The sequence below is a fragment of the Inquilinus ginsengisoli genome (assembly GCF_031453975.1).
GTDB lineage: Bacteria > Pseudomonadota > Alphaproteobacteria > DSM-16000 > Inquilinaceae > Inquilinus > Inquilinus ginsengisoli_A.
In genome coordinates this window covers 427,290-445,800 of record NZ_JAVDPW010000005.1, presented here as the reverse complement: position 1 = coordinate 445,800, position 18,511 = coordinate 427,290, and the positions used below count along the sequence as shown (strand labels likewise).

The following is an 18,511-nucleotide window of genomic DNA, read 5'->3' as shown; positions in this document are numbered from 1 at the left end:
GCTTTCGGCTGTCACGGGGTGGCGGGCGAAAACATCTCCAGGCTCTCGGGGCTGTGCACCTGCCCGTAGAGGTAGGTCAGGAAGGCCGGGCGCTGACTGGCGGGGACGCGCTCCCGCACGCGGCGCACGCTCTCATTGCCGGCCCAGTAGGAGGCGATGAACGGACCGCGGAAGGGATGGGCCGCCATGCGCAGCCGCCCCTGGATCCAGGCCTCCTGGCCGAAGGCGGTCCGGCGCAGATACTCGGCGACGCGATCGGCCGGCCAGCCATCCACCATCAGGTGCCATGCAGCACTGGTCTGGGCCGCGCTGCGCAGCCGGCGCAATTCGAGATGGATCTCGTCGTCCTCGTCCTCGATCCAGTCGATCAGTTGCACCGCCTGGTCGCCGATGCCCTCCTGGACGCAGCCGGTGACGGTGTTGGCGGTGCAGAGCAGGGCGTCGGCGTCCGACCGACCGGCCTCGACCTCGGCCCAGGTATAGAGCAGCTGGGTCACATGGCCCGGATGAACCTCGTGGCACACCAGATGCTTCAACGCCGATCGGGTGAAGCGCTGGTCGACATTCAGGTCCATCTGGCCCTGGTTGAAGTTGCAGCGGGCGGTGAAGGGCATGTCGCGCACCGGGTTGAGCGCCATCTCGTAGTCGCCGGTGTCGATGATGCGGGCATCCGTCCGCGCCTTGGCCTGTGCCAGCAGTTCGCTGAAGGTCGCCTCGAGCCGCTCGGGGTCGACGAAGCGCCCTTCTTCCCAAGCCTTGATGCGCTCGCCAAGATCCCCGCGGACGGCGCCCTGGCGTCGCAGCAGGGAGTCCAGCCGGCCGCGGATGTCCTCGATCACCGCCGGGTCGACCGGGCCGATCGGGGCGCCCACGAGGTCGCGGACCTTCTCCTCGAAGGACGGGCTGGCGCCGGCGAACAATCGGACCGCCACCTTGAGGGAGGTCAGCATGCCGCGCAGGAACACGGCGCGCGTGCCGTCGGGGACCTGGCCGACCGAGGATTCCAGAGCGGCGAGATCCTCCTGCACCTCGTCCCAGCTGGCATAGCGGCGGGCCGGGACGAGATCGGTGCCCATGTAGATCGGCACCAGTCCTTCCCCGTCCAGCAGGCTGGTGCCCCGCGGACGCGAGCGCTCGAACGCGTCGATGCCCATGGTCACGGCCGTCAGGGTGGCGCCGATCGCGGCGGGGTCGATGGTCATGCCGATGGCCTCGTCGTTGGCGGCGACCGGCGCCGACCGGCCTCGCCCCAGGATGAATTCCAGCGTGTTTCCGGCGGGATCGCGCAGCATAAGGCGGTCCGGGCTGACGGATGGCGGCTCCCCGAGCGCGACGCCGGCGCGCGAGACCACAGCGGTCAGGGCGTCCCATCGCTCGCTGTCGAGGCAGACGCCGAAGCTCCACAAGGAACCGGACTCGCCGCCGGACCGGGCCGACGAGACCGAGCCGCCATCTGCCAGACGGGCCGAGACCACATGGCCGAAGAAGTCGAAATCGATCGAATGCTCGTCTTCGTGTCGAACCCGGCATTGCAGGACTTCGCCATAGAACCGCTTGGCGCGCTCCAGGTCATCGACTGCGAAAGAGAGGTGGAATGGGTGTATGGCCATCGGATGCAACCGGTTCCGCGAGGCGTGCCGCTATGGCGGGGTGTTTTCCCGTCCGAGGGTAGACCGTTGGCCTCGGTCCACAAGGCGCATTAAGATTGCGAAACCATGATTTCAGGGAATGGATGTGCCGACCCGCCGCCGTCTGCTGCCCTCGCTGAACGCCATCCGCACCTTCGAGGCCGTGGCCCGCCACCAGAGCTTCACCCATGCGGCCGCCGAGCTATACGTGACCCAGAGCGCGGCCAGCCGTCTGGTCCGCAGCCTCGAGACATATCTCGACCTGCCGCTCTTCGTCCGCGTCAGCCGCCGGATCGAGTTGACCGACCAGGGCCGCTTCTACGCCGACCTGGTGCGGGATGCTCTCGACCGCATCGAGGCCGGGACGATGGAGTTGATTTCCACCCGGGACGGCGGCGGCACCCTGTCGATCGGCATGCTGCCGACCTTCGGCACACGGTGGCTGATCCCACGGCTGTCGGCGTTCCAGGCGCTGTACCCCGACATCGTCCTCAACCTCGTCAGCAACGACGGACCGCTCGACTTCGCGGCCCAGAAGATCGATGTGGCCGTGCGGTTCGGCCATGGCGGCTGGCCGGACGCCATCGCCGAGCCGCTGATGTCGGAGGAGGTGGTCGTGGTCTGCAGCCCCGCGATCATGGCTGGGCGTCATCCGCTCTCGGACTTCGACGCGCTCGAACACCACCGGCTGATCCGCCATGCGACCCGCCCGGATGCCTGGAACCACTGGTTCCGCTCGATCGACGTCACCCCTGCAGCGTTGCATTGGGGTCCGACGCTGGAACATTTCTACATGGTGATCCAGGCCGCGATCGCGGGGCTGGGGATAGCGCTGCTGCCGCGCCTTCTAGTCGAGGACGAGATCCAGCGCAGGGCCCTCATCGTCCCCTATGATGTCCGCGTTACCGGGCCGGGCGCCTACTATGTCGTCAGCCCGAAGGCAAAGGCCGAGCTGATGCGGGTCCGCGCTTTTCGCCGTTGGATCATAGAAACCTCCAAGGCGGCGTGAACACACCATGGCCTGTTCCGGCCGGCGAGCCGCCGCCGCGGCGGTTGCCCTGGGGAAGCCGAATAAGATCATCGCCTACGAGCCGAGCCTGCCCACTTCTCCAGAATCACTTTAGGAGCGTGGCGCTGATCGTCGCCCGAGCGATGGTCGCCCCGCAGAGGTGGGGTTGCCGGCATCGGCAACGAAACCATTCTCACCGTGCCGGACACCATCCCGCGGTGAGGCTTCGGTCTACTGGCAGCGCCACTCCAGCCCGACCAGACCAGGCAGATCGCGCAGCGCCCTGATCTTCGGCGGCGGCCCCTTGTCGGCGATGCGGTCGGTCCAGCACAGGTCGAAGCGCAGGGTGCTGCACGGCGGCTCCACGGCATGCTGGACGGTCAGCGCGGCGATGCGGAAGCCCGCGGCCTTCAGCCGGTCCTGCAGCGCCGGAATGTCGACATCGGGATCGGCCAGGGTCAACGCCAGTTGGGCCTGCCGTTCCTGCCGCATCCAGGCCTCGACCCATTTCAGCAGCCAGAGCGTGGCGATGCCAAGCCCCAGCGCGGCCAACCCGAGGCCGATCGACCCGGCACCAAAGCACAGCCCCATCATGGTCACGAACCACAGCGTCGCCGCCGTGGTCACGCCGACGACCATGTCGCCCCGGCGGAGAATGGCGCCGCCGCCGATGAAGCCCATGCCCGACAGGACACCCAGCGGCAGGCGCATCACGTCCATCCTGCTGAAAGACTCCGGCGTCTTGCCGGTCACTTGCAGCAGTTGGTTGGTCAGGATCATGGAAATGGCGGCGGCCAAGCAGGCCAGCAGCGTCGTCCGCAGCCCCGCGGGCCGGCCTTCGATCCCGCGATTGAGGCCGATGATGGCGCCGCCGGCGACGCTGAGGGCGAGACGGAGAGCGATGTCCCCTGCGCTCAGTTCCAGGTTCGTGCCGCTGGAACAGAATTCGTCGGGATATCGTTCCGGCCTGCTTCGACAAAGGACCGCCGCTTGGACCGAGGTGCTCCCATCCCCTCGCCAACGGCCGGCGGAACCGTTGCAGCGTCAGGTCTATTTGAATCCATGGGCATCGAGCCCTTGGAGAATCGATATGTCGAACGAAAACCCGAACAAGCAGAACCAGCCGGGCCAAACCAATCCCGGGCAGGTCAAGCGGCCGGATCAGAGCCCCCAGCAACAGCAGCAAGGCCGCCCCGGTCAGCCGAAGCAGCAGCAGCAGCAGGGTGAACGGCCGAGCCCGTCGCAACCCGGCCAGGCGCGCCCGGACGACAAGGCACGCCACAGCCAGGGTGGCCAGCAAGGACCGATGGATCGGTCCGGCAAGGGCGACCAGCGAAGCTGATCGCCGTTGGCCTGGAGCGAGGGTAGCGCGGGTGCGCAAGCGCTCGCGCTACCCTTTGTCAGCGTGGCACCGATAAGTCCGCATTGATTCGACGAGTGCTTCGAAGTGTTGGCGGGCCGGCTGGCAAGAAAGCTTGGCGATGCAGTCGTCTCATACGCGGAGACCGCGTTGGCGGATCCAGTCCTCACTATCCTCCTCTATTTTATTCTGCCGCTTTGGTTCGCCGCCGGCTTCGCTGACTGGCTTTGTCATCGTGCCGCCAATATCGAGTCGACCGCCGAAGCGAAGGAATCCCTGATCCATCTGCTGATGTTCGGCGAGATGGCGCTCCCGCTGCTGGCCGCGCTGTTTTTGGAAATCAACTCCTTGATTATCGTGTTGATGATCGTCGCCTTCCTGGCACACGAAGCGACGGCCCTGTGGGACGTCAGCCACGCGGTGACACGCCGCGCCGTGAGCCCCATCGAGCAGCACGTCCACAGCTTCCTGGAGATGCTGCCATTGATGACCGCCGCCTTCGTCACCGTGCTGCATTGGCCTTGCCTCATGGCTTTCCCACGCGTGTCTCCGTGTCGGGGAGGGCTGAGCCGGTCAAGGCCAAGCCTCGAGGATCTGATCCACCGGCGCGACCTCGATCTGCTGCGAGAAGCGCTCATGGAAGAGGCGGAGAAGATCTTCATGGGTGGTGTCGGACGTGCTGCAGACCGCGTCCTCCGCCAGCACCAGGCGGTAGCCCCGGTCGACGGCGCCGAGGGCAGTCGCCAGCACGCAGATATCCGTCTCGCCGCCGGAGAGGATGAGCGTGTCGATCGCGCCGGCGCGAAGCCGCTCACCGAGCCCCGGGGCCGTGAAGGCGGAATAGCCGTGCTTGTCGAAGACGAGGGCCGGCGGCACGAACTCCGCCAGCATCGGCACCAGCGCCAGCAGCCTGGGATCCAGCATTCCCCGCGTCATCTCCGCCCAGCGGGTGTAGTAGCGCCGCCAGCTGCCGGGCAGTTCGTCCGAATGCCGGGGCGGCAGGAAGCGGGTGAAGATGGTGTCCGCGGGCCGGTGTCGGACGAGGCGCCGCACCGAGGGCGAGGTCCGCTGCGCCCACGGCACATGCCAGGGGGTCTGCTGCGCGAACAGCTCCTGCATGTCGATGCAGAGATGGACGGTCCCGTCCCCCAACCGACCGAACGGCAGCGCCTCGTCGGGTGTCACGACGGTATCGCCGGCGATGACCGCGGCGAGGGCATCACAGCATCGGCCGGCCGCCGGTCACCGGCAGCAGGGCGGAATCATCCCCGCCGGTAATCAGCGCGACCTTCCCGTCCAGGCGGCCGCTGCCGCGATAGCTGTCCTCGCCGTGGTCCGGGCGTGGGTCCATGGCGGATGTCCTCCCCGGCGGCCGCTGCTGCTGCACTGGTTGCGGTGGGCACGGGCCGGCAGTCTTCGGATCGGTCATGGCGGTCTCCGTCGGATGTCCGGACGTCGATTGAATCAATGGGCCGAGGAGATCGCCGTTCCGTGGTCGGACGGGCCGCCGGTCAGTCAGCGAGAAAATCCAGCGGTTCCCGGTCAAGATCGCCCACGACGAGCGAGACGTGGCCCAGCATCGGGTCAATCGCTGGACGGATCATCGCTCGCCGTGGCGCCGTCGGATCAGGCTGCTTTCCGGTTGAGGCTGCTCTCGGCGAGCCTCGACAACAGCTGGTCGGTCTTCTTCTCTTCCTGGAGCGTCTGGTCGAGCAGCCGCACGGCCTCGGGCAGGTTCAGCTTGGCGGCCCAGGCCTTCAGCGTGCCGTAGCGCGAGATCTCGTAGTGCTCGACGGCCTGGGCGCCCGAGAGCAGCCCGGCATCGAGCGCGGAGGTGTCCTTGAACTCCTCCATGATCTCCTTGCCTTCGTCGATGATGCCGACGATGGCGTCGCAGGTCTTGCCCTGCGCCCGCTTGCCGAGAAGGTCGAACACCTTCTCGAGGCGGTCGACCTGGCCTTCGGTCTCGTCGCGATGCGTCTCGAACGCGGTCTTGAGCTCGGCGGACTGCGCAGCCTTCGCCATCTTGGGCAGGGCTTTCAGGATCTGCTTCTCGGCATAGTAGATGTCCTTCAGCGTGTCGAGGAACAGATCGTCGAGCGTCTTTTCAGTCGTTGCCATGAATCACCCCTATGGATTGTTGTCTTTCTGCAAATAACGGCCAAATATGGCCTCAGCGTTTTACTGCATCCCGGACGGCGTCCTTGGCCTTGCCGACTTCCTTCTGAACCTTGCCTTCGGCCTTATCCATCTTGCCGTCGGCTTGAAGGTTGCGGTCGCCGGTGACCTTTCCAGCGGCATCCTTCACGGCGCCTTTCGCCAGCTTGGCGGCGCCAGCGATCCGATCCTTGTCCATGTCCGGCCTCCAGAGTTGCAGACGACAGATGAATAGGCGCCGCAGCCTCTTCGTTCCTCGAAGGCCCTCCTTCTTGAAAACGAAACGATACGAAACGGCCGAATGCGAGAATGGGGAATACAACAAAGTATAATTTCCCCATTCACCCTGGATATTACTGACCGGGAACCAAGACTGGCCTCTTCCTCTTTACTAAGTCGCCATGAGGATCGCGACCTTCAACGTCAATGGAATCAACGGCCGATTGCCGCTCCTCCTCCACTGGCTCGCATCCGCGGAGCCGGATGTCGTGTGCCTGCAGGAGCTGAAGTCGCCAGATGACCGGTTTCCGGCCGCCGCGTTGCGCGACGCGGGCTACGGCGCGATCTGGCACGGGCAGAAGGCCTGGAACGGCGTCGCCATCCTCGCCCGTGGGAGTGATCCGGTGGAGACCAGGCGCGGGCTTCCCGGTGACCCGAACGACAGCCACAGCCGGTATATCGAGGCAGCTGTCGCCGGCGTCCTGGTCGGCTGCCTCTACCTGCCGAACGGCAACCCGGCGCCGGGCGCGAAATTCGACTACAAGCTCCGCTGGTTCGACCGCCTGGCGGATTATGCTGCAACCCTCCTGGACCTCGAGATCCCGGTGGTGCTGGCGGGAGATCTCAACGTCATGCCGACGGATCTCGACGTCTATGCGCCGGCGCGCTGGCGGGACGATGCGCTGTTCCGTCCCGAGGTCCGCGCCGCCTATCGACGGCTGGTCGATCAGGGCTGGACCGATGCGCTGCGGACGCTTCATCCGGATGAGCGGATCTATACCTTCTGGAAGTACTTCCGGAACGCGTTCGCCCGGGATGCGGGCTTGCGCATCGATCACCTGCTGCTCAGCCCTTCGGTCGCCGACCGCCTTGTATCGGCGTCGGTCGACCGCCGAGCCCGCGGATGGGAGAAGGCGAGCGACCATGCGCCGGTCTGGATCGACTTGGCTGACTGACGGGGTGCGCCGCCGAGGTCGTCGACGGCATCAGTGGTTCGGCAACGATTCATCGGCGCGTGCGGGTGTCGCCACCACGACGTCCGGATCCCGGACAGCATGCAGATCCCGCATGAGCAGGCAGGCAAGTCCGGCGAGGTGGACCCTCGGCACGGCCGTCACGGTGTACCGCACCCGCCCGCAAAGGCAACCGCCGGTGATCGGATCCGGCTCTTTGCCCTCTCCTGGACGCGCCATCCGCTTACTGAAGGCCGGACTGTATGGTCTGGGCCTCCGACAGATGGTGTTCGACGATCGGCGCCAACTCCAGGGCCACGGCCTTGAGGTTGGGATCGCTGCCGGAATCGCCATAGCTCTGCTGCAGCTTCAGCGCCTGCTGATGCCCCTCCACCTGCCCATCGATGTAAAGCCTGTCGAACTCCGAGCGGCGGGCCGATTTCAGCGCGGCAAGCTCGTCCTGGTGCTGTGGGTCGAGCTTCGCGGGAAGCTGGATCGGCAGGTTCGAGGCGGCGATGGCGCTGCGGATCTTGGCGGTCGACGCAGTGTGGTCCCGCACCATCATGGTTGCGAACTGCCTGACCTCGGCGCTGCGCCCGCGCTTGGCCGCGACCCTGCCGGCCTCGACCTCGAACAGGTCGCTCATGCCGGCCGTCTGGGCGTAGTTGGCCGGGTCCATCTGCGACGCCGGGGCCAGGGACGCCAGCACCGCCGCCGGTTCGTTCTCCTTGCTGCAGGCACCGAGAAGCAACGACCCCAGAACAGCGACGCTGGACAGCAACAGGACGGATCTCATGACGGATCTCCCTGAAAACGAATGCGATGTCCGATTGCAACGGGGCAGGCGCGCTCAACGTTCCGAATCTGTCGCAAAGTCCCATTGAGTCCGGAACGGGCGAGTCGTGCGGGCGCCCCTCTTCCGCCGACCGGGGACTGGCCATCCCGACGGGCTGGAACCGGCCTTCGCGACGCGTCGTTTCCATGGACGATGGCGGGACCATCGGCGATGACGGCGCCTGGTCCTCCGCCGCCGCCATGCCACGCCGTCGCTGCTGAGCTACCAGCTGGGGGACCGGGACGGGCCATTTCCCGGCCCAGGGCGCGACCGAGGCGACGGCGGCAAGCGCAGCATACTAATCGGCCCGCGACGGGAGGTAGCCCAGGCGACAGACCTCCCGGAACGCCGCGGCCGGTGGTCTCGTTGGCAGGGTAGGCAGATGATCGAATTGGCCAGACGGCCGCTTGTTCCGGCGCTCGCTGCCCCCTATCGCACTGCGTGGGAGTCAATCGTGGATCCGATCGTGATTTTGAAGCGCTGCAAACCCGGCGACCACCTGAAGGTGACGAACTCAAACGGTGACACAGACGACATCGTCGTCGACCGCGTGGATCTTCAGAACCAGCAGCTGATCCCGGTCTACGGAAACGCCATTGCCTTCGGCGATGTCGGGAAGGTCTCGAATGCGAGCGAGACCAACCGCAAATACCGTTCGGGCTAATCCCCGGCTCTGGAGTCTCGTGGCGCCGCCATTACTGCCTTCGGCGGGCCGGCCCCGTCCTCGCCTAGCTTGCCCGCTACACCCACCGCACACAGCGCACCGGGACGGAGTCATGAATTCGGCGGAGCGCCTGTTCGCCCGTCGTCAATCCGTGTGGGTGCTCGTCAGCCCGCGCAGGTGATTGTAGTACTGGGATCCATAGCTCGAAGGGGTGCCGGATTCGTCGGTGATCAGGCCGATGTTGAAGTCGCCGGTGCCGCAGGTGCCCGGCCAGGTGTTGAAGTTCCAGGCCATGTAGCCCTGCTTCTTGCCCTCGATGAAGGCCCAGAGCCGGTCCAGGTAGCCCGTGTCGCAGCTGGCGCCGAAGTGATTGGCCATGCCATGTTCGCCCACGATCAGCGGGACCTGGTCCATCACCGGCGCGACCTCGTCGTCCCAGCACTGCTGGCTGGTGCAGGACGCGAAGTTGTACTGGTGCCAGGAGGCGACGATGTTGTTCTCCGGATCCGTGGGCTTGTAGGCCAGCCAGTGGCTCAGGTCGCCCGCCAGGCTGAGCCCGCCGACCATCAGGACGTTCTCCGCCCCGGTGGCGCGCACCGTATCGACCAGCGCCTGCATCCCGACCGCGGTGTAGGACGTGCTGGTGTCCACATAGTCATCCGCGACCTTCACCGAGCAGCTGCTGCCCCCGTTGCGCCAGCAGCTCCAGGCCTGGGCCTCGGGCGGGTCGTTCAGCAGGAAGGGTTCGTTGTACAGGTCGAAAATCACCGCGCTGTTGCCCTTGAATGCGTTGGCCACGCTGGTCCAGAACGCGACGGAATGATCGGCGTTGGGCATCGGCTGGAAATCCAGCCCGATGGTCGACAGCGAGCCCGGCATCGCATAGTGCAGGTCGACGATGACGGCGAGGTTGTTGGCGGTCATCAGGTTGACGTAGTCGATGATGGCCTGCCGGTACGTCGCGCCCATAAAGGCTGCGTTCGCGCTGGTGGTGTTGATGCCCAGCCAGCACTGCTCGTTCAACGGAACCCGCACGGCATTGGCGTTCCACGACTTGACCGCATCGACGAAGGCCTGGTCGCGCGGCGTGGCGTCGTAGCCCTGCACGCATTCGAAGCCGGTGGTCCCGCGATTGACGCCGTGGACGAACAGCGCCTGCCCCTGGCCGTTGAGCAGCTGGTTGCCCTGCACATGTAGCCCGCTCATCGCCACGTTGGAGGGGCCGGAGCCCTGGCCGACCATCGCTAGGTCGTCCACATAGAACCGGGGCCCGGCCGCGTCGGAATAGTGCTTGATCGCCAGGGTGTCGATCGTGGTGTTCGCCACGCCGAGATCGGCCAGCGACACCTCGTACCGGGTCCACTGCCCCGCGGTCATGGGCGAGAGCACCACGGTGCCCAGGAAGCTGCCGGCGCGGAAGGCGTCGACCGACACCACCTGGCCGCCCGCGGTGCCGCCATGGGCCCAGAGTTCGAGCGTGTCGAAGCCCGCGGTGCTGAAGCCTTCCTTGTCGAAATAGAACTGGCCCCATTCGCCGGTGGGCGTGATGCCGATGGATTTGGTGCCGGCATGCACCGGGCTGGTGGTGGCGGTGTTGCTGCTGATGTTCCAGCCGCTGCCCGGCGTCCAGCCGTTGCGGAACTGGTCGTCGTAGAGGACCTGCCGGGTCGGCGCGACGCTGATCCCGATGTCGTCGACGAAGTATTGCGGCAGGGTGCCTGCGGTCGCGTTCTGGATGACGAAGCCGGTGATCTGCCGGTCCTGCGCGTCCAGCGCCGACAGATCGACCGAGTATTGCCGCCACTGGTTGGCCAGGAGCGGCGCCAGCGGCACGGGGGTGATCGGGTTGCCGCTGGCGTCCCGGGCCTCCACCTGCAGCAGCTGGCCGCCGGCCGTCCCGCCATGCGCCCAGAAGGTGAAGGCGCCATAGCCGGTGGTGCTGATCGCCACGGTGTGCAGGTACAGGCCGCCCCAGCCGCCTTGCACCAGCCGGATCGAGCGGGTGCCGCCATGCACCGTGGCGGTGTTGGTCAGGATCTGGCCGGACGACCAGCTCCAATCCTGCCAGCCAGCCTGCAGCGCATCGCTGTAGATCACCACCGGGTCGGCGGCGCGCGCACTGCCGAAGCCGAGCGTGCCGAGCAGTCCCATCAGGGCGAAAAGGCCCCGGAGCAAGCGGCTGTTCATGATGTCACCGCCACTTCATGACGCCCTGCCCGGGCGAGGCCAGCCACAGCGCGCCATTGGCGGCGACCCTGGCAAACAGCGCGAACGGATAGGCCAGGCCCTGGTTCTGCGCCGTCCAGGCCGAGATGCCGTTGGCGCTGGTGAGCACGCCCAGGCTGGTCGAGGCGTAGCCGCCGGCATGGACCGCGCTGGAGCTGCCGAGATAGACCCGGCCGGTGCCGGGATGGACCGTCACGGTGCTGGCCCAGTCATCGGCCTGGACGCGCGCCCAGCTCTGGCCATAATCCGCCGACCGGTACAGGCCCTTGCCGCTGCCCTTGACCGCGATCCAGATGTTGTTGTCGCGGCTGGCCAGATCCATCGGCCCGCTATAGGTCCAGACGTCGTGCAGCCAGTGCTGGCCCGCCGTCCAGCCGCTGGTCATGGCGGCGGGCAGGGTCAGCTGGCTCCAGGTGTTGACGCTGCCGCCCTGCCACGAGCGGTAGATCGCGCCGGCCGACAGGGCGAACACGCCGTTGGTCGCGGTGTAGTAGATCCGGAAGCAGTCGTCGTTGGGGCAGTTCAGCACCATCTGCCACGAGGCGCCGTCATCCTCGCTCAGATACACATCACCATTGACGGCCGCGTAGACCCAGCGCGACGTGACGGTGCTGTCGGGCGCCACGGTCAGCCCCTCCAGGCGCCGGATCGGGCTGGGCAGCCCCTGGGTCAGCTGCTGCCAGGTCGCGCCACGGTTCGTGCTCTTCAGCAGATACAGCGGTTCGGCGCAGGGGGTGCCGCAATTCTCCATATTGCCGCCCAGCTGGGCCCAGACCACGTCGGGGCGGCTGGGATCCGCGGTCACGCTCAGGCTGTTGCCGCCCTTGCCGGCCCATCCGCCGGTGTATGGCGCGGCGTCCAGGCTGGTCCAGCTGCTGCCGCCATCGTCCGAGCGCCACAGGCCGAGATCCATGTATCCGGCATAGACCAAGTTGGCGTCAGCCGCGCTCTGCTCGACCACGATCGGCACCACATTGTCGATGCCGCGCGAGCGCCACTTGCCGGTGACCGCGGTGGAGACGCTGTCGCTCCAGTTCTTGGCGCCATCGCTGCTGGCGTAGAGGAACTGGTTGTTGGTCCACAGCACGGTGTTGGGGAATGAGGGGTTATAGCCGAGGGTCTGGCCGAGCCCCTGGTAGCTGAAGCCCATTCCCCAGTCCTCGTCGGCCTGGGACCAGCCGCCGGTGACGCTCAGGGTGCGCTTGACCCAGGTCGCCCCACTATTGCTGCTCTCCCACAGAAAGCTGCCATAGGTCCCGGCAGGGCGCAGGGCCTGGTCGTCGAGGCCGACGATCCGGACCCGGCTGGAGTTGGAGGGGTCGGCCAGGATGATCCCCGAAGGCGCCTGGGCGCCGGAGGCGAGGAGCGTCCAGGAGTATCCGGTTTCCAGAGACTTATAGACCTGCGGCGCATTGCCGGTCGCGACCACCGTCGCATACATCAGGTTGAGGTTCTGCGGGTCCTGGCCGTAGGCGATGTCGACCAGCTTGCCCTGCTGCGGGTCGAGCCGGGTGAAGGTCTGGCCGCCATCGGTGGAGAAATGCGCCTGGTAGATCACCTGGCTTTCCGGGCGGTCCGGAAAGCGCCCCCGGCCGCTGATCGCCCAGACGCCGTCGGGATCCACGGGATGGGTGCGCAGCCCGGTGATGCGCAGGCCGGCGGGCAGGTTGGACCCCGTCGCGCTCCAGGTCTGGCCCGCATCGGTGGAGCGGATGATGTAGGGCTGCAGGGCGTCCCACTGCGGGTGCACCGCGGCGTAGACGATGTTCGGATTGGCCGACACGGCGATCGCGGCGATGTAGCCAGTGGCGTATTTCCGGCTGAAGCCGGTGCCGTTGCTGTTGCCGACGAAGAGCCCGCCATCGGTGCCGACCAGCAGCTTGCCCGAGGGGTGGGCCGCCAGCGATGCGATATGGGTGACGGTCAGCCCCTGGGCCGACCCCACCGCGGTCCAGCTTGCCCCCGCATTCGTGCTGAGATAGAGGCCACCGAGATCGGAACCGGTGGCCCAGTATCCCTCGGCGGTCACGACGGGCGAGTTGAACGCGCCGCCACCGCCGGGGTTGCCGGGCTTCCAGGTCAGTGTCTGCGCGTGGCCGAGCGACGGCGCGAACAGGAACAGCACCGCCATCAAGGCGATCATGACTCTATGGTTCACCGGGCCCCCCTCCGGTTGATTGTCAAACGGGCCTGACCGACGCCCCCTGTCCGGAGCCGACCGGAACGCCCTTCCCGATAAAATGATCCCCATCCAGACCAGCGCCGCAAAATCGATCCGGCTTGCTGGATCCTGAGAGGTCCGCAGTCCCCCGGCCGCGAATCACTTCCTATATATGCCACTCCAGGCCGACACATTCCTGCAACGCGCGCAAGATCCCATCGGCACAAGGCGAAACAAATTCATCGGCCCATGCGGGCGACCGCCGCGCCCGGCCGTCGACGGGCTGGAACCGGCCGTCGCGACGCGTCGTTTCCATGGCGGATCACTGTAGAGGAGCATGGACATGCCTGCGAAATCGAAGGCGCAGCAGAAGGCGGCGGGAGCGGCCCTCTCGGCCAAGCGCGGCGAGCAGAAGGTCGGCGACCTCAAGGGCGCTTCGAAGTCGATGTACAAGTCGATGAGCGAGACGCAGCTCGACGAACTGGCTTCGACCAAGCGGAAGGGCAGGCCCGACCACGCCTCGAAGTCGTAGCAGCGACGATCGGGCGCCATGACATGAGGGCCAACCTCGGCGCAGCGTCGACCGATCCGGCCGTGGGTCGGCGCTCGACTCCGGCGGTGTTGAGGCCGGGCGCCAACAGCTGGCGGGTCGAGCCGGCCCGGCGTGCTGCGGTGCTGGTGGATGCCGCCGCCTATTACGGGGCGCTGCGGGCGGCGATGCGCCGGGCGAAGCGCAGCATCGCCATCATCGGCTGGGACATCGACAGCCGCACGCCGCTGGTGGGGCCGCAGGGTGTGCCCGACGATGGGCTGCCCGCGCAGCTCGGCGATTTCCTGTGCGCCCTGGTGCGTGACGAGCCGCAGCTGTCGATCAGGCTGCTGCTGTGGAACTACTCGCTGCTCTATGCGCTGGAACGCGAGTCGCTGCCGCTGCTCACCCTGCAATGGAGCACCCCGCGCCAGATCGAACTGTGCCTCGACGACGAGATCCCGGTCGGCTCCTCGCATCATCAGAAGATCGTGGTGATCGACGATGCCGTCGCCTTTGTCGGCGGGCTCGACCTGACGATCCGGCGATGGGACACGCCGGCCCACGCCCCCGCGAACGGGCATCGGGTCGACCCCAGCGGCGTCCCCTACCCTCCTTTCCACGACGTCCAGTTGATGGTCGATGGCCCGGCCGCCATCGCGCTGGCGGCGCTGGCCCGGTGGCGCTGGGAAAGAGCCACGGACGAGGTCCCTGTCCCCGTCCCTGTCGCCAACGACCCATGGCCCGATGCGGTGGCGCCGGATTTCCGCGACGTCACGGTCGGCATTTCCCGGACGCTGCCGTCCTATCCCGGCGAGCGTGAGGTCCGGGAGGTCGAAGCCCTGTTCGAGGACATGATCGAATCCGCCGAGACCACGATCTACATCGAGAACCAGTTCCTGACCTGCACCCGCCTCGCCATGCGTCTGGCCGCGCGCCTGCAGGCCGTCCCCGGGCTCGAGGTCGTGATCGTCGGGCCCCACATCCACAACAGCTGGATCGAGCACCGCGCCATGGTGTCGGGACGGGTCCGCTTCATCGCGACGCTTCGCGCCGCCGGGGTCGGCGACCGCATTCGCCTGCTGCACCCCCGCACCAGCCGTGACGGCGCGGCGACCGACATCATGGTGCATTCCAAGCTGATGATCGTCGACGACCGGCTGCTGCGGATCGGGTCCGCCAATCTGTGCAACCGCTCGATGGCTGTCGACAGCGAATGCGACCTTACGATCGAGGCGGCCGACGACGCCGACCGAACGGCGATCACGGCGGTGCGCAACCGGCTGCTGGCGGAGCATTGCGGCATCGGGGCGGAGGACATGGCGCGGCGGATCTCGGCCTCCGGGTCGGTGCGCGCCGCCATCGACGCTCTCGCCCACGGCAAGCGCTGCCTGCAGCCGACCGACGATGGCGGGACCATCGGCGATGACAGCGCGTGGTCCTTCGCCGCCGTCGCGGACCCGCATCGGCCGCTTCTGGGCGCCGGCCTGATCGAGCGGGCCCTGGGTTCGGTCACGGCCCGGTGGCGCGGCCTGCTGCGGCTTGCCCCGGTGGTCCTGGCGGCCGTGCTGCTGGTCCTGGCCTGGCGCACCACCGCGCTGGCCGAATGGACGCGGCCGGACCTGCTGCAGGGGGCTCTCCAGGGCATCGGCGAGCAGGGGCTTGCCCCCCTCGTGGTCATCGGCCTGTTCGTGCTGGCCGGGCTGGTCATGTTCCCGGTGACGGTGCTGATCGCCGCCACCGCCGCCGCCTTCGGGGCATGGCCCGGCGTGGCCTATGCCGGCGCCGGAGCCCTCGCCAGCGCGCTCGTCACCTATTTCATCGGCCGCGGCCTGGGGGAAACCATCCTGCGCGACGCCATGGGCCCCCGCCTCGGCCGCATCCGCGGCGCCATCGCCCGGCGCGGCATCATCGCCATGACGAGCATCCGCCTGGTTCCCATCGCGCCCTTCACCCTGGTCAACCTCGCCGCCGGCGCGGCCCGGATTCCGATCGTCGACTACGCCGTGGGAACCGCCCTGGGGCTGGCGCCCGGCCTGATCACCCTCTCGGCGCTGGGCGACCGCATCATGCCGATCTTCCGCGCGCCGTCGCTGCTGGATGTGTCGATCCTGATCGCCGTCGTCCTCGCCTGGATCGCCCTCTCGATCGGCCTGCAGGCGCTGGTGATGCGGCGACGGCAAACCGACCGGTGACGTTCGACACGGCCCCGATCCGCCTGCTGACCTGGAACATCCATGCCGGCATCGGCCCGGATGGCCGCTACGACCTCGACCGCATCATCGCGCTGATCCGCCGTCATGCGCCCGACATCATCGCCTTGCAGGAGGTCGATTCCCGCGGCCGCGATGCGACCTCGCCCTTCGCCCTGCTGGCGACGGCGCTCGGCAGCCACGCCGCAGAGGCCCGGACCATCGTCGCCCCGGACGGGCATTACGGCCATCTGCTGATCAGCCGCTGGCCGCTGTCGGCCACCCGGCTGCATGACCTGTCGCTGCTCGGCGAGGAACCCCGCTGCGCCATCGAAACCATCGTCTCGACGCCGGGCGCGGCGCTTCACGTCACCGCCGTGCATCTCGGCCTGAAGCTGTCCGAGCGCCGGCGCCAGGCGGAGATGCTCGCACGGATCGCGAACAGCCCGGCGGAAACGTCGGTCATGCTCGGCGACTTCAACGACTGGACCTGGCGCGGGGCCGTCCGCAAGGGCCTCGCGCAGGTGCTGCCGGCCCGCACACCGCAGCGCACCTTTCCGGCACGCTGGCCCCTCCTGACGCTGGACCGGGTCTATTGCCGTCCGCACGCAGCGCTGATCCGCAGCTGGGCCGACCCGGACGGGCGCCACGCCTCGGACCACCTGCCGCTGATCGCCGAGATCCGCCTGGCACCGATCCTGCAAGCACCGCCGGACCCGCCGATCGGAACCGACGATCTGCCGGAGAACCGGCCTATCCGTGCGAGCCGTTCGCGACAGGAACTCTGATCGGCACCGGGACATTGACTCAGTGGAAGAGCAGGCGGCGATCCGGATCTCGCCTGCTTGTCACTCTCGCCTTCCCGGCACATCCGGACTGCGCGCAGGTCCGCGATCCCGCGGCGACAGCAGACCTCGCCGTGCCGGAAGGCAAGGCCGACGACCGTGCCGCCTCGTCGGCCGGACATATTCAGCGGATGGGATGGAACCGACATGCAGGATCCCGACAAACTCGAACTATCCCGGCGCGGCCTCATGGTCGGGACAGCGGCATCCGTGGCGATTACCGCGGCGCCGTCGATGGCCAGGGCCCAGCCCGCCGTCACCGGGGCGCCGTTCACCTCGAAGGTGTCCTTCGAGGTGAACGGCCAGCATCACCATTTGGATCTCGACACCCGGACCACGCTGCTCGATGCGTTGCGCGAGCACCTGCACCTCACCGGCACCAAGAAGGGCTGCGACCACGGCCAGTGCGGCGCTTGCACGGTGGTGGTCGATGGCCGCCGGATCAACTCATGCCTGACGCTGGCGGTCATGCATGAGGGCAACAGCGTCACCACCATCGAGGGGCTGGGCGTGCCCGACGGGCTGCACCCGATGCAAGCCGCCTTCGTCAAGCATGACGGCTATCAGTGCGGCTACTGTACGCCCGGCCAGATCTGCTCGGCCGTGGCGGTGCTCGACGAGATCGCAGCCGGGGTGCCTAGCCATGTCAGCGCCGACCTCACCGCGCATCCGCAAGTGACGGCGGCCGAACTGCGCGAGCGGATGAGCGGCAACATCTGCCGCTGCGGCGCTTATTCCAACATCGTCGACGCGATCACCGAGGTCGCCGGGAGGCAGGCATGAGGTCCTTCACCTACGAACGCGCCGCCTCACCTGCAGAAGCCGCGGCGGCGGTCACGCGCATCCCGGGCGCCAAATTCATTGCCGGCGGCACCAACCTGCTCGACCTGATGAAGCTCGAGATCGAGACGCCGGCCCACCTCATCGACGTGAACGGGCTCGCGCTCGATAAGGTCGAGGCGACGCCGGAGGGCGGACTGCGGATCGGCGCGCTGGTCCGCAATACGGATCTTGCCACCGATCGGCGCGTGCGGCGCGACTATGGCCTGCTCTCTCGTGCCTTGCTCGCAGGCGCTTCGGGCCAGTTGCGCAACAAGGCGACGACAGCGGGCAACCTGCTGCAGCGCACACGCTGCCCGTATTTCTACGACACCAACCAACCCTGCAACAAACGCCAGCCTGGCAGCGGCTGCGCCGCGATCGGCGGGGTCAGCCGCCAGCTTGCGGTGGTGGGGGTGAGCGACGCGTGCATCGCGACCCATCCGAGCGACATGGCGGTGGCGATGCGCGCGCTCGACGCGACGGTGCAGACCGTGAAGGCCGACGGCACGACGCGGAGCATCCCGATTGCCGAATTCCACCGCCTGCCGGGCGACACGCCGCACATCGAGACGACGCTGGAGCCCGGGGAGCTGATCACGACGGTCACGCTGCCCAAGCCGGTCGGCGGCACGCAGATCTATCGCAAGGTGCGCGACCGGGCCTCCTACGCCTTCGCGCTGGTCTCGGTCGGCGCGATCGTGCAGCGCGACGGCACCGGGCGCGTCGCCCTGGGCGGGGTGGCCCACAGGCCGTGGCGGGTCGAGGCCGCCGAGACGGAGCTGCCGCACGGCGCGAAGGCGGTCGCGGAGCGCCTGCTTGCCGACGCCAAGCCGACGCACGAGAACGCATTCAAGCTGCTGCTGGCCGAGCGCACGCTCGGCGCGGTGCTGGCCGAAGCGAGGGCCTGAGCC

The 18,511-nt window shown here is 67.6% G+C and carries 19 protein-coding genes; 9 read left to right on the top strand and 10 right to left on the bottom strand.

Annotated features, from left to right (window positions below):
* Positions 1-11 precede the first annotated feature (11 nt).
* Positions 12-1,610: a VOC family protein gene (locus E9232_RS16525; protein ID WP_309795517.1), complete on the bottom strand. Its 1,599-nt coding sequence runs from the start codon at positions 1,608-1,610 to the stop codon at positions 12-14.
* Between the two features lie 118 nt (positions 1,611-1,728).
* Between E9232_RS16525 and gcvA the strand changes: the two genes are divergently transcribed.
* Positions 1,729-2,637, top strand: a complete 909-nt coding sequence (gene gcvA / locus E9232_RS16520; RefSeq protein ID WP_309795515.1) for a transcriptional regulator GcvA — start codon at positions 1,729-1,731, stop codon at positions 2,635-2,637.
* 231 nt (positions 2,638-2,868) lie between these two features.
* Here the strand turns inward: gcvA and E9232_RS16515 are convergent, their stop codons facing one another.
* Positions 2,869-3,540, bottom strand: coding sequence for an MgtC/SapB family protein (locus tag E9232_RS16515; RefSeq protein ID WP_309795726.1), 672 nt, complete (start codon positions 3,538-3,540; stop codon positions 2,869-2,871).
* A gap of 187 nt (positions 3,541-3,727) precedes the next feature.
* On the opposite strand from E9232_RS16515, the gene E9232_RS16510 reads away from it, so the two are divergent.
* On the top strand, positions 3,728-3,979 hold the full coding sequence (locus E9232_RS16510; RefSeq protein ID WP_309795508.1) for a hypothetical protein: 252 nt from the start codon (positions 3,728-3,730) through the stop codon (positions 3,977-3,979).
* Between the two features lie 150 nt (positions 3,980-4,129).
* On the opposite strand, the gene E9232_RS16505 is transcribed toward E9232_RS16510, so the two are convergent.
* The 5 genes from E9232_RS16505 to E9232_RS16485 all read right to left on the bottom strand — a co-directional run bounded on the left by E9232_RS16505 (position 4,130) and on the right by E9232_RS16485 (position 6,353).
* The gene (locus E9232_RS16505) at positions 4,130-4,513 is read right to left on the bottom strand and encodes a hypothetical protein (protein ID WP_309795506.1); all 384 of its coding nucleotides are present in this window, start codon (positions 4,511-4,513) and stop codon (positions 4,130-4,132) included.
* Positions 4,514-4,570: 57 nt separating this feature from the next.
* Positions 4,571-5,182, bottom strand: coding sequence for a cysteine hydrolase family protein (locus E9232_RS16500; protein WP_309795504.1), 612 nt, complete (start codon positions 5,180-5,182; stop codon positions 4,571-4,573).
* 34 nt (positions 5,183-5,216) lie between these two features.
* The gene (locus E9232_RS35905; protein ID WP_441717004.1) at positions 5,217-5,348 is read right to left on the bottom strand and encodes a hypothetical protein; all 132 of its coding nucleotides are present in this window, start codon (positions 5,346-5,348) and stop codon (positions 5,217-5,219) included.
* 275 nt (positions 5,349-5,623) lie between these two features.
* Positions 5,624-6,118: a YciE/YciF ferroxidase family protein gene (locus E9232_RS16490; protein WP_309795502.1), complete on the bottom strand. Its 495-nt coding sequence runs from the start codon at positions 6,116-6,118 to the stop codon at positions 5,624-5,626.
* A gap of 52 nt (positions 6,119-6,170) precedes the next feature.
* Positions 6,171-6,353 (bottom strand): CsbD family protein, encoded by a 183-nt coding sequence (locus E9232_RS16485; RefSeq protein ID WP_309795500.1) that lies wholly within the window; start codon positions 6,351-6,353, stop codon positions 6,171-6,173.
* Positions 6,354-6,555: 202 nt separating this feature from the next.
* Between E9232_RS16485 and xth the strand changes: the two genes are divergently transcribed.
* The gene (gene xth / locus E9232_RS16480) at positions 6,556-7,329 is read left to right on the top strand and encodes an exodeoxyribonuclease III (protein WP_309795498.1); all 774 of its coding nucleotides are present in this window, start codon (positions 6,556-6,558) and stop codon (positions 7,327-7,329) included.
* Positions 7,330-7,570: 241 nt separating this feature from the next.
* Here xth and E9232_RS16475 read toward each other — a convergent pair whose 3' ends face one another.
* Positions 7,571-8,122 carry a DUF4142 domain-containing protein gene (locus E9232_RS16475; RefSeq protein WP_309795496.1) on the bottom strand — a complete coding sequence of 184 codons (552 nt, stop codon included), beginning with the start codon at positions 8,120-8,122 and terminating at the stop codon, positions 7,571-7,573.
* A 421-nt stretch (positions 8,123-8,543) separates the two neighbouring features.
* Between E9232_RS16475 and E9232_RS16470 the strand changes: the two genes are divergently transcribed.
* A complete protein-coding gene (locus E9232_RS16470) occupies positions 8,544-8,825 on the top strand; it encodes a hypothetical protein (protein WP_309795495.1) in 282 nt (93 codons plus the stop codon).
* Between the two features lie 144 nt (positions 8,826-8,969).
* Here E9232_RS16470 and E9232_RS16465 read toward each other — a convergent pair whose 3' ends face one another.
* Positions 8,970-11,000 carry a glycoside hydrolase family 5 protein gene (locus E9232_RS16465; RefSeq protein ID WP_309795492.1) on the bottom strand — a complete coding sequence of 677 codons (2,031 nt, stop codon included), beginning with the start codon at positions 10,998-11,000 and terminating at the stop codon, positions 8,970-8,972.
* 16 nt (positions 11,001-11,016) lie between these two features.
* Positions 11,017-13,209 carry a WD40/YVTN/BNR-like repeat-containing protein gene (locus E9232_RS16460; RefSeq protein ID WP_309795489.1) on the bottom strand — a complete coding sequence of 731 codons (2,193 nt, stop codon included), beginning with the start codon at positions 13,207-13,209 and terminating at the stop codon, positions 11,017-11,019.
* Positions 13,210-13,555: 346 nt separating this feature from the next.
* Between E9232_RS16460 and E9232_RS16455 the strand changes: the two genes are divergently transcribed.
* From E9232_RS16455 to E9232_RS16435, 5 genes are all read left to right on the top strand, one after another.
* Complete coding sequence (locus E9232_RS16455) at positions 13,556-13,744, top strand: DUF3008 family protein (RefSeq protein WP_309795487.1); 189 nt, start codon at positions 13,556-13,558, stop codon at positions 13,742-13,744.
* A gap of 23 nt (positions 13,745-13,767) precedes the next feature.
* The gene (locus tag E9232_RS16450) at positions 13,768-15,936 is read left to right on the top strand and encodes a VTT domain-containing protein (RefSeq protein ID WP_309795485.1); all 2,169 of its coding nucleotides are present in this window, start codon (positions 13,768-13,770) and stop codon (positions 15,934-15,936) included.
* Positions 15,933-16,721, top strand: coding sequence for an endonuclease/exonuclease/phosphatase family protein (locus E9232_RS16445; RefSeq protein WP_309795483.1), 789 nt, complete (start codon positions 15,933-15,935; stop codon positions 16,719-16,721). The genes E9232_RS16450 and E9232_RS16445 overlap by 4 nt, the downstream gene beginning before the upstream one ends.
* A gap of 204 nt (positions 16,722-16,925) precedes the next feature.
* Positions 16,926-17,561, top strand: a complete 636-nt coding sequence (paoA, locus tag E9232_RS16440; protein WP_309795481.1) for an aldehyde dehydrogenase iron-sulfur subunit PaoA — start codon at positions 16,926-16,928, stop codon at positions 17,559-17,561.
* On the top strand, positions 17,558-18,508 hold the full coding sequence (locus E9232_RS16435; RefSeq protein ID WP_309795479.1) for an FAD binding domain-containing protein: 951 nt from the start codon (positions 17,558-17,560) through the stop codon (positions 18,506-18,508). The genes paoA and E9232_RS16435 overlap by 4 nt, the downstream gene beginning before the upstream one ends.
* The last annotated feature ends 3 nt before the right edge of the window (positions 18,509-18,511 follow it).

Excerpts from the sequence above, each read along its gene's own strand:
- E9232_RS16450 (WP_309795485.1), top strand. The coding sequence starts at position 13,768 with ATGAGGGCCAACCTCGGCGCAGCGTCGACCGATCCGGCCGTGGGTCGG.
- E9232_RS16470 (WP_309795495.1), top strand. The coding sequence starts at position 8,544 with ATGATCGAATTGGCCAGACGGCCGCTTGTTCCGGCGCTCGCTGCCCCC.
- E9232_RS16510 (WP_309795508.1), top strand. The coding sequence starts at position 3,728 with ATGTCGAACGAAAACCCGAACAAGCAGAACCAGCCGGGCCAAACCAAT.
- xth (WP_309795498.1), top strand. The coding sequence starts at position 6,556 with ATGAGGATCGCGACCTTCAACGTCAATGGAATCAACGGCCGATTGCCG.
- paoA (WP_309795481.1), top strand. The coding sequence starts at position 16,926 with ATGCAGGATCCCGACAAACTCGAACTATCCCGGCGCGGCCTCATGGTC.
- E9232_RS16505 (WP_309795506.1), bottom strand. The coding sequence starts at position 4,513 with ATGCAGCACGGTGACGAAGGCGGCGGTCATCAATGGCAGCATCTCCAG.
- E9232_RS16490 (WP_309795502.1), bottom strand. The coding sequence starts at position 6,118 with ATGGCAACGACTGAAAAGACGCTCGACGATCTGTTCCTCGACACGCTG.
- E9232_RS16455 (WP_309795487.1), top strand. The coding sequence starts at position 13,556 with ATGCCTGCGAAATCGAAGGCGCAGCAGAAGGCGGCGGGAGCGGCCCTC.
- E9232_RS16485 (WP_309795500.1), bottom strand. The coding sequence starts at position 6,353 with ATGGACAAGGATCGGATCGCTGGCGCCGCCAAGCTGGCGAAAGGCGCC.
- E9232_RS35905 (WP_441717004.1), bottom strand. The coding sequence starts at position 5,348 with ATGGACCCACGCCCGGACCACGGCGAGGACAGCTATCGCGGCAGCGGC.
- E9232_RS16475 (WP_309795496.1), bottom strand. The coding sequence starts at position 8,122 with ATGAGATCCGTCCTGTTGCTGTCCAGCGTCGCTGTTCTGGGGTCGTTG.
- gcvA (WP_309795515.1), top strand. The coding sequence starts at position 1,729 with ATGGATGTGCCGACCCGCCGCCGTCTGCTGCCCTCGCTGAACGCCATC.
- E9232_RS16435 (WP_309795479.1), top strand. The coding sequence starts at position 17,558 with ATGAGGTCCTTCACCTACGAACGCGCCGCCTCACCTGCAGAAGCCGCG.
- E9232_RS16525 (WP_309795517.1), bottom strand. The coding sequence starts at position 1,610 with ATGGCCATACACCCATTCCACCTCTCTTTCGCAGTCGATGACCTGGAG.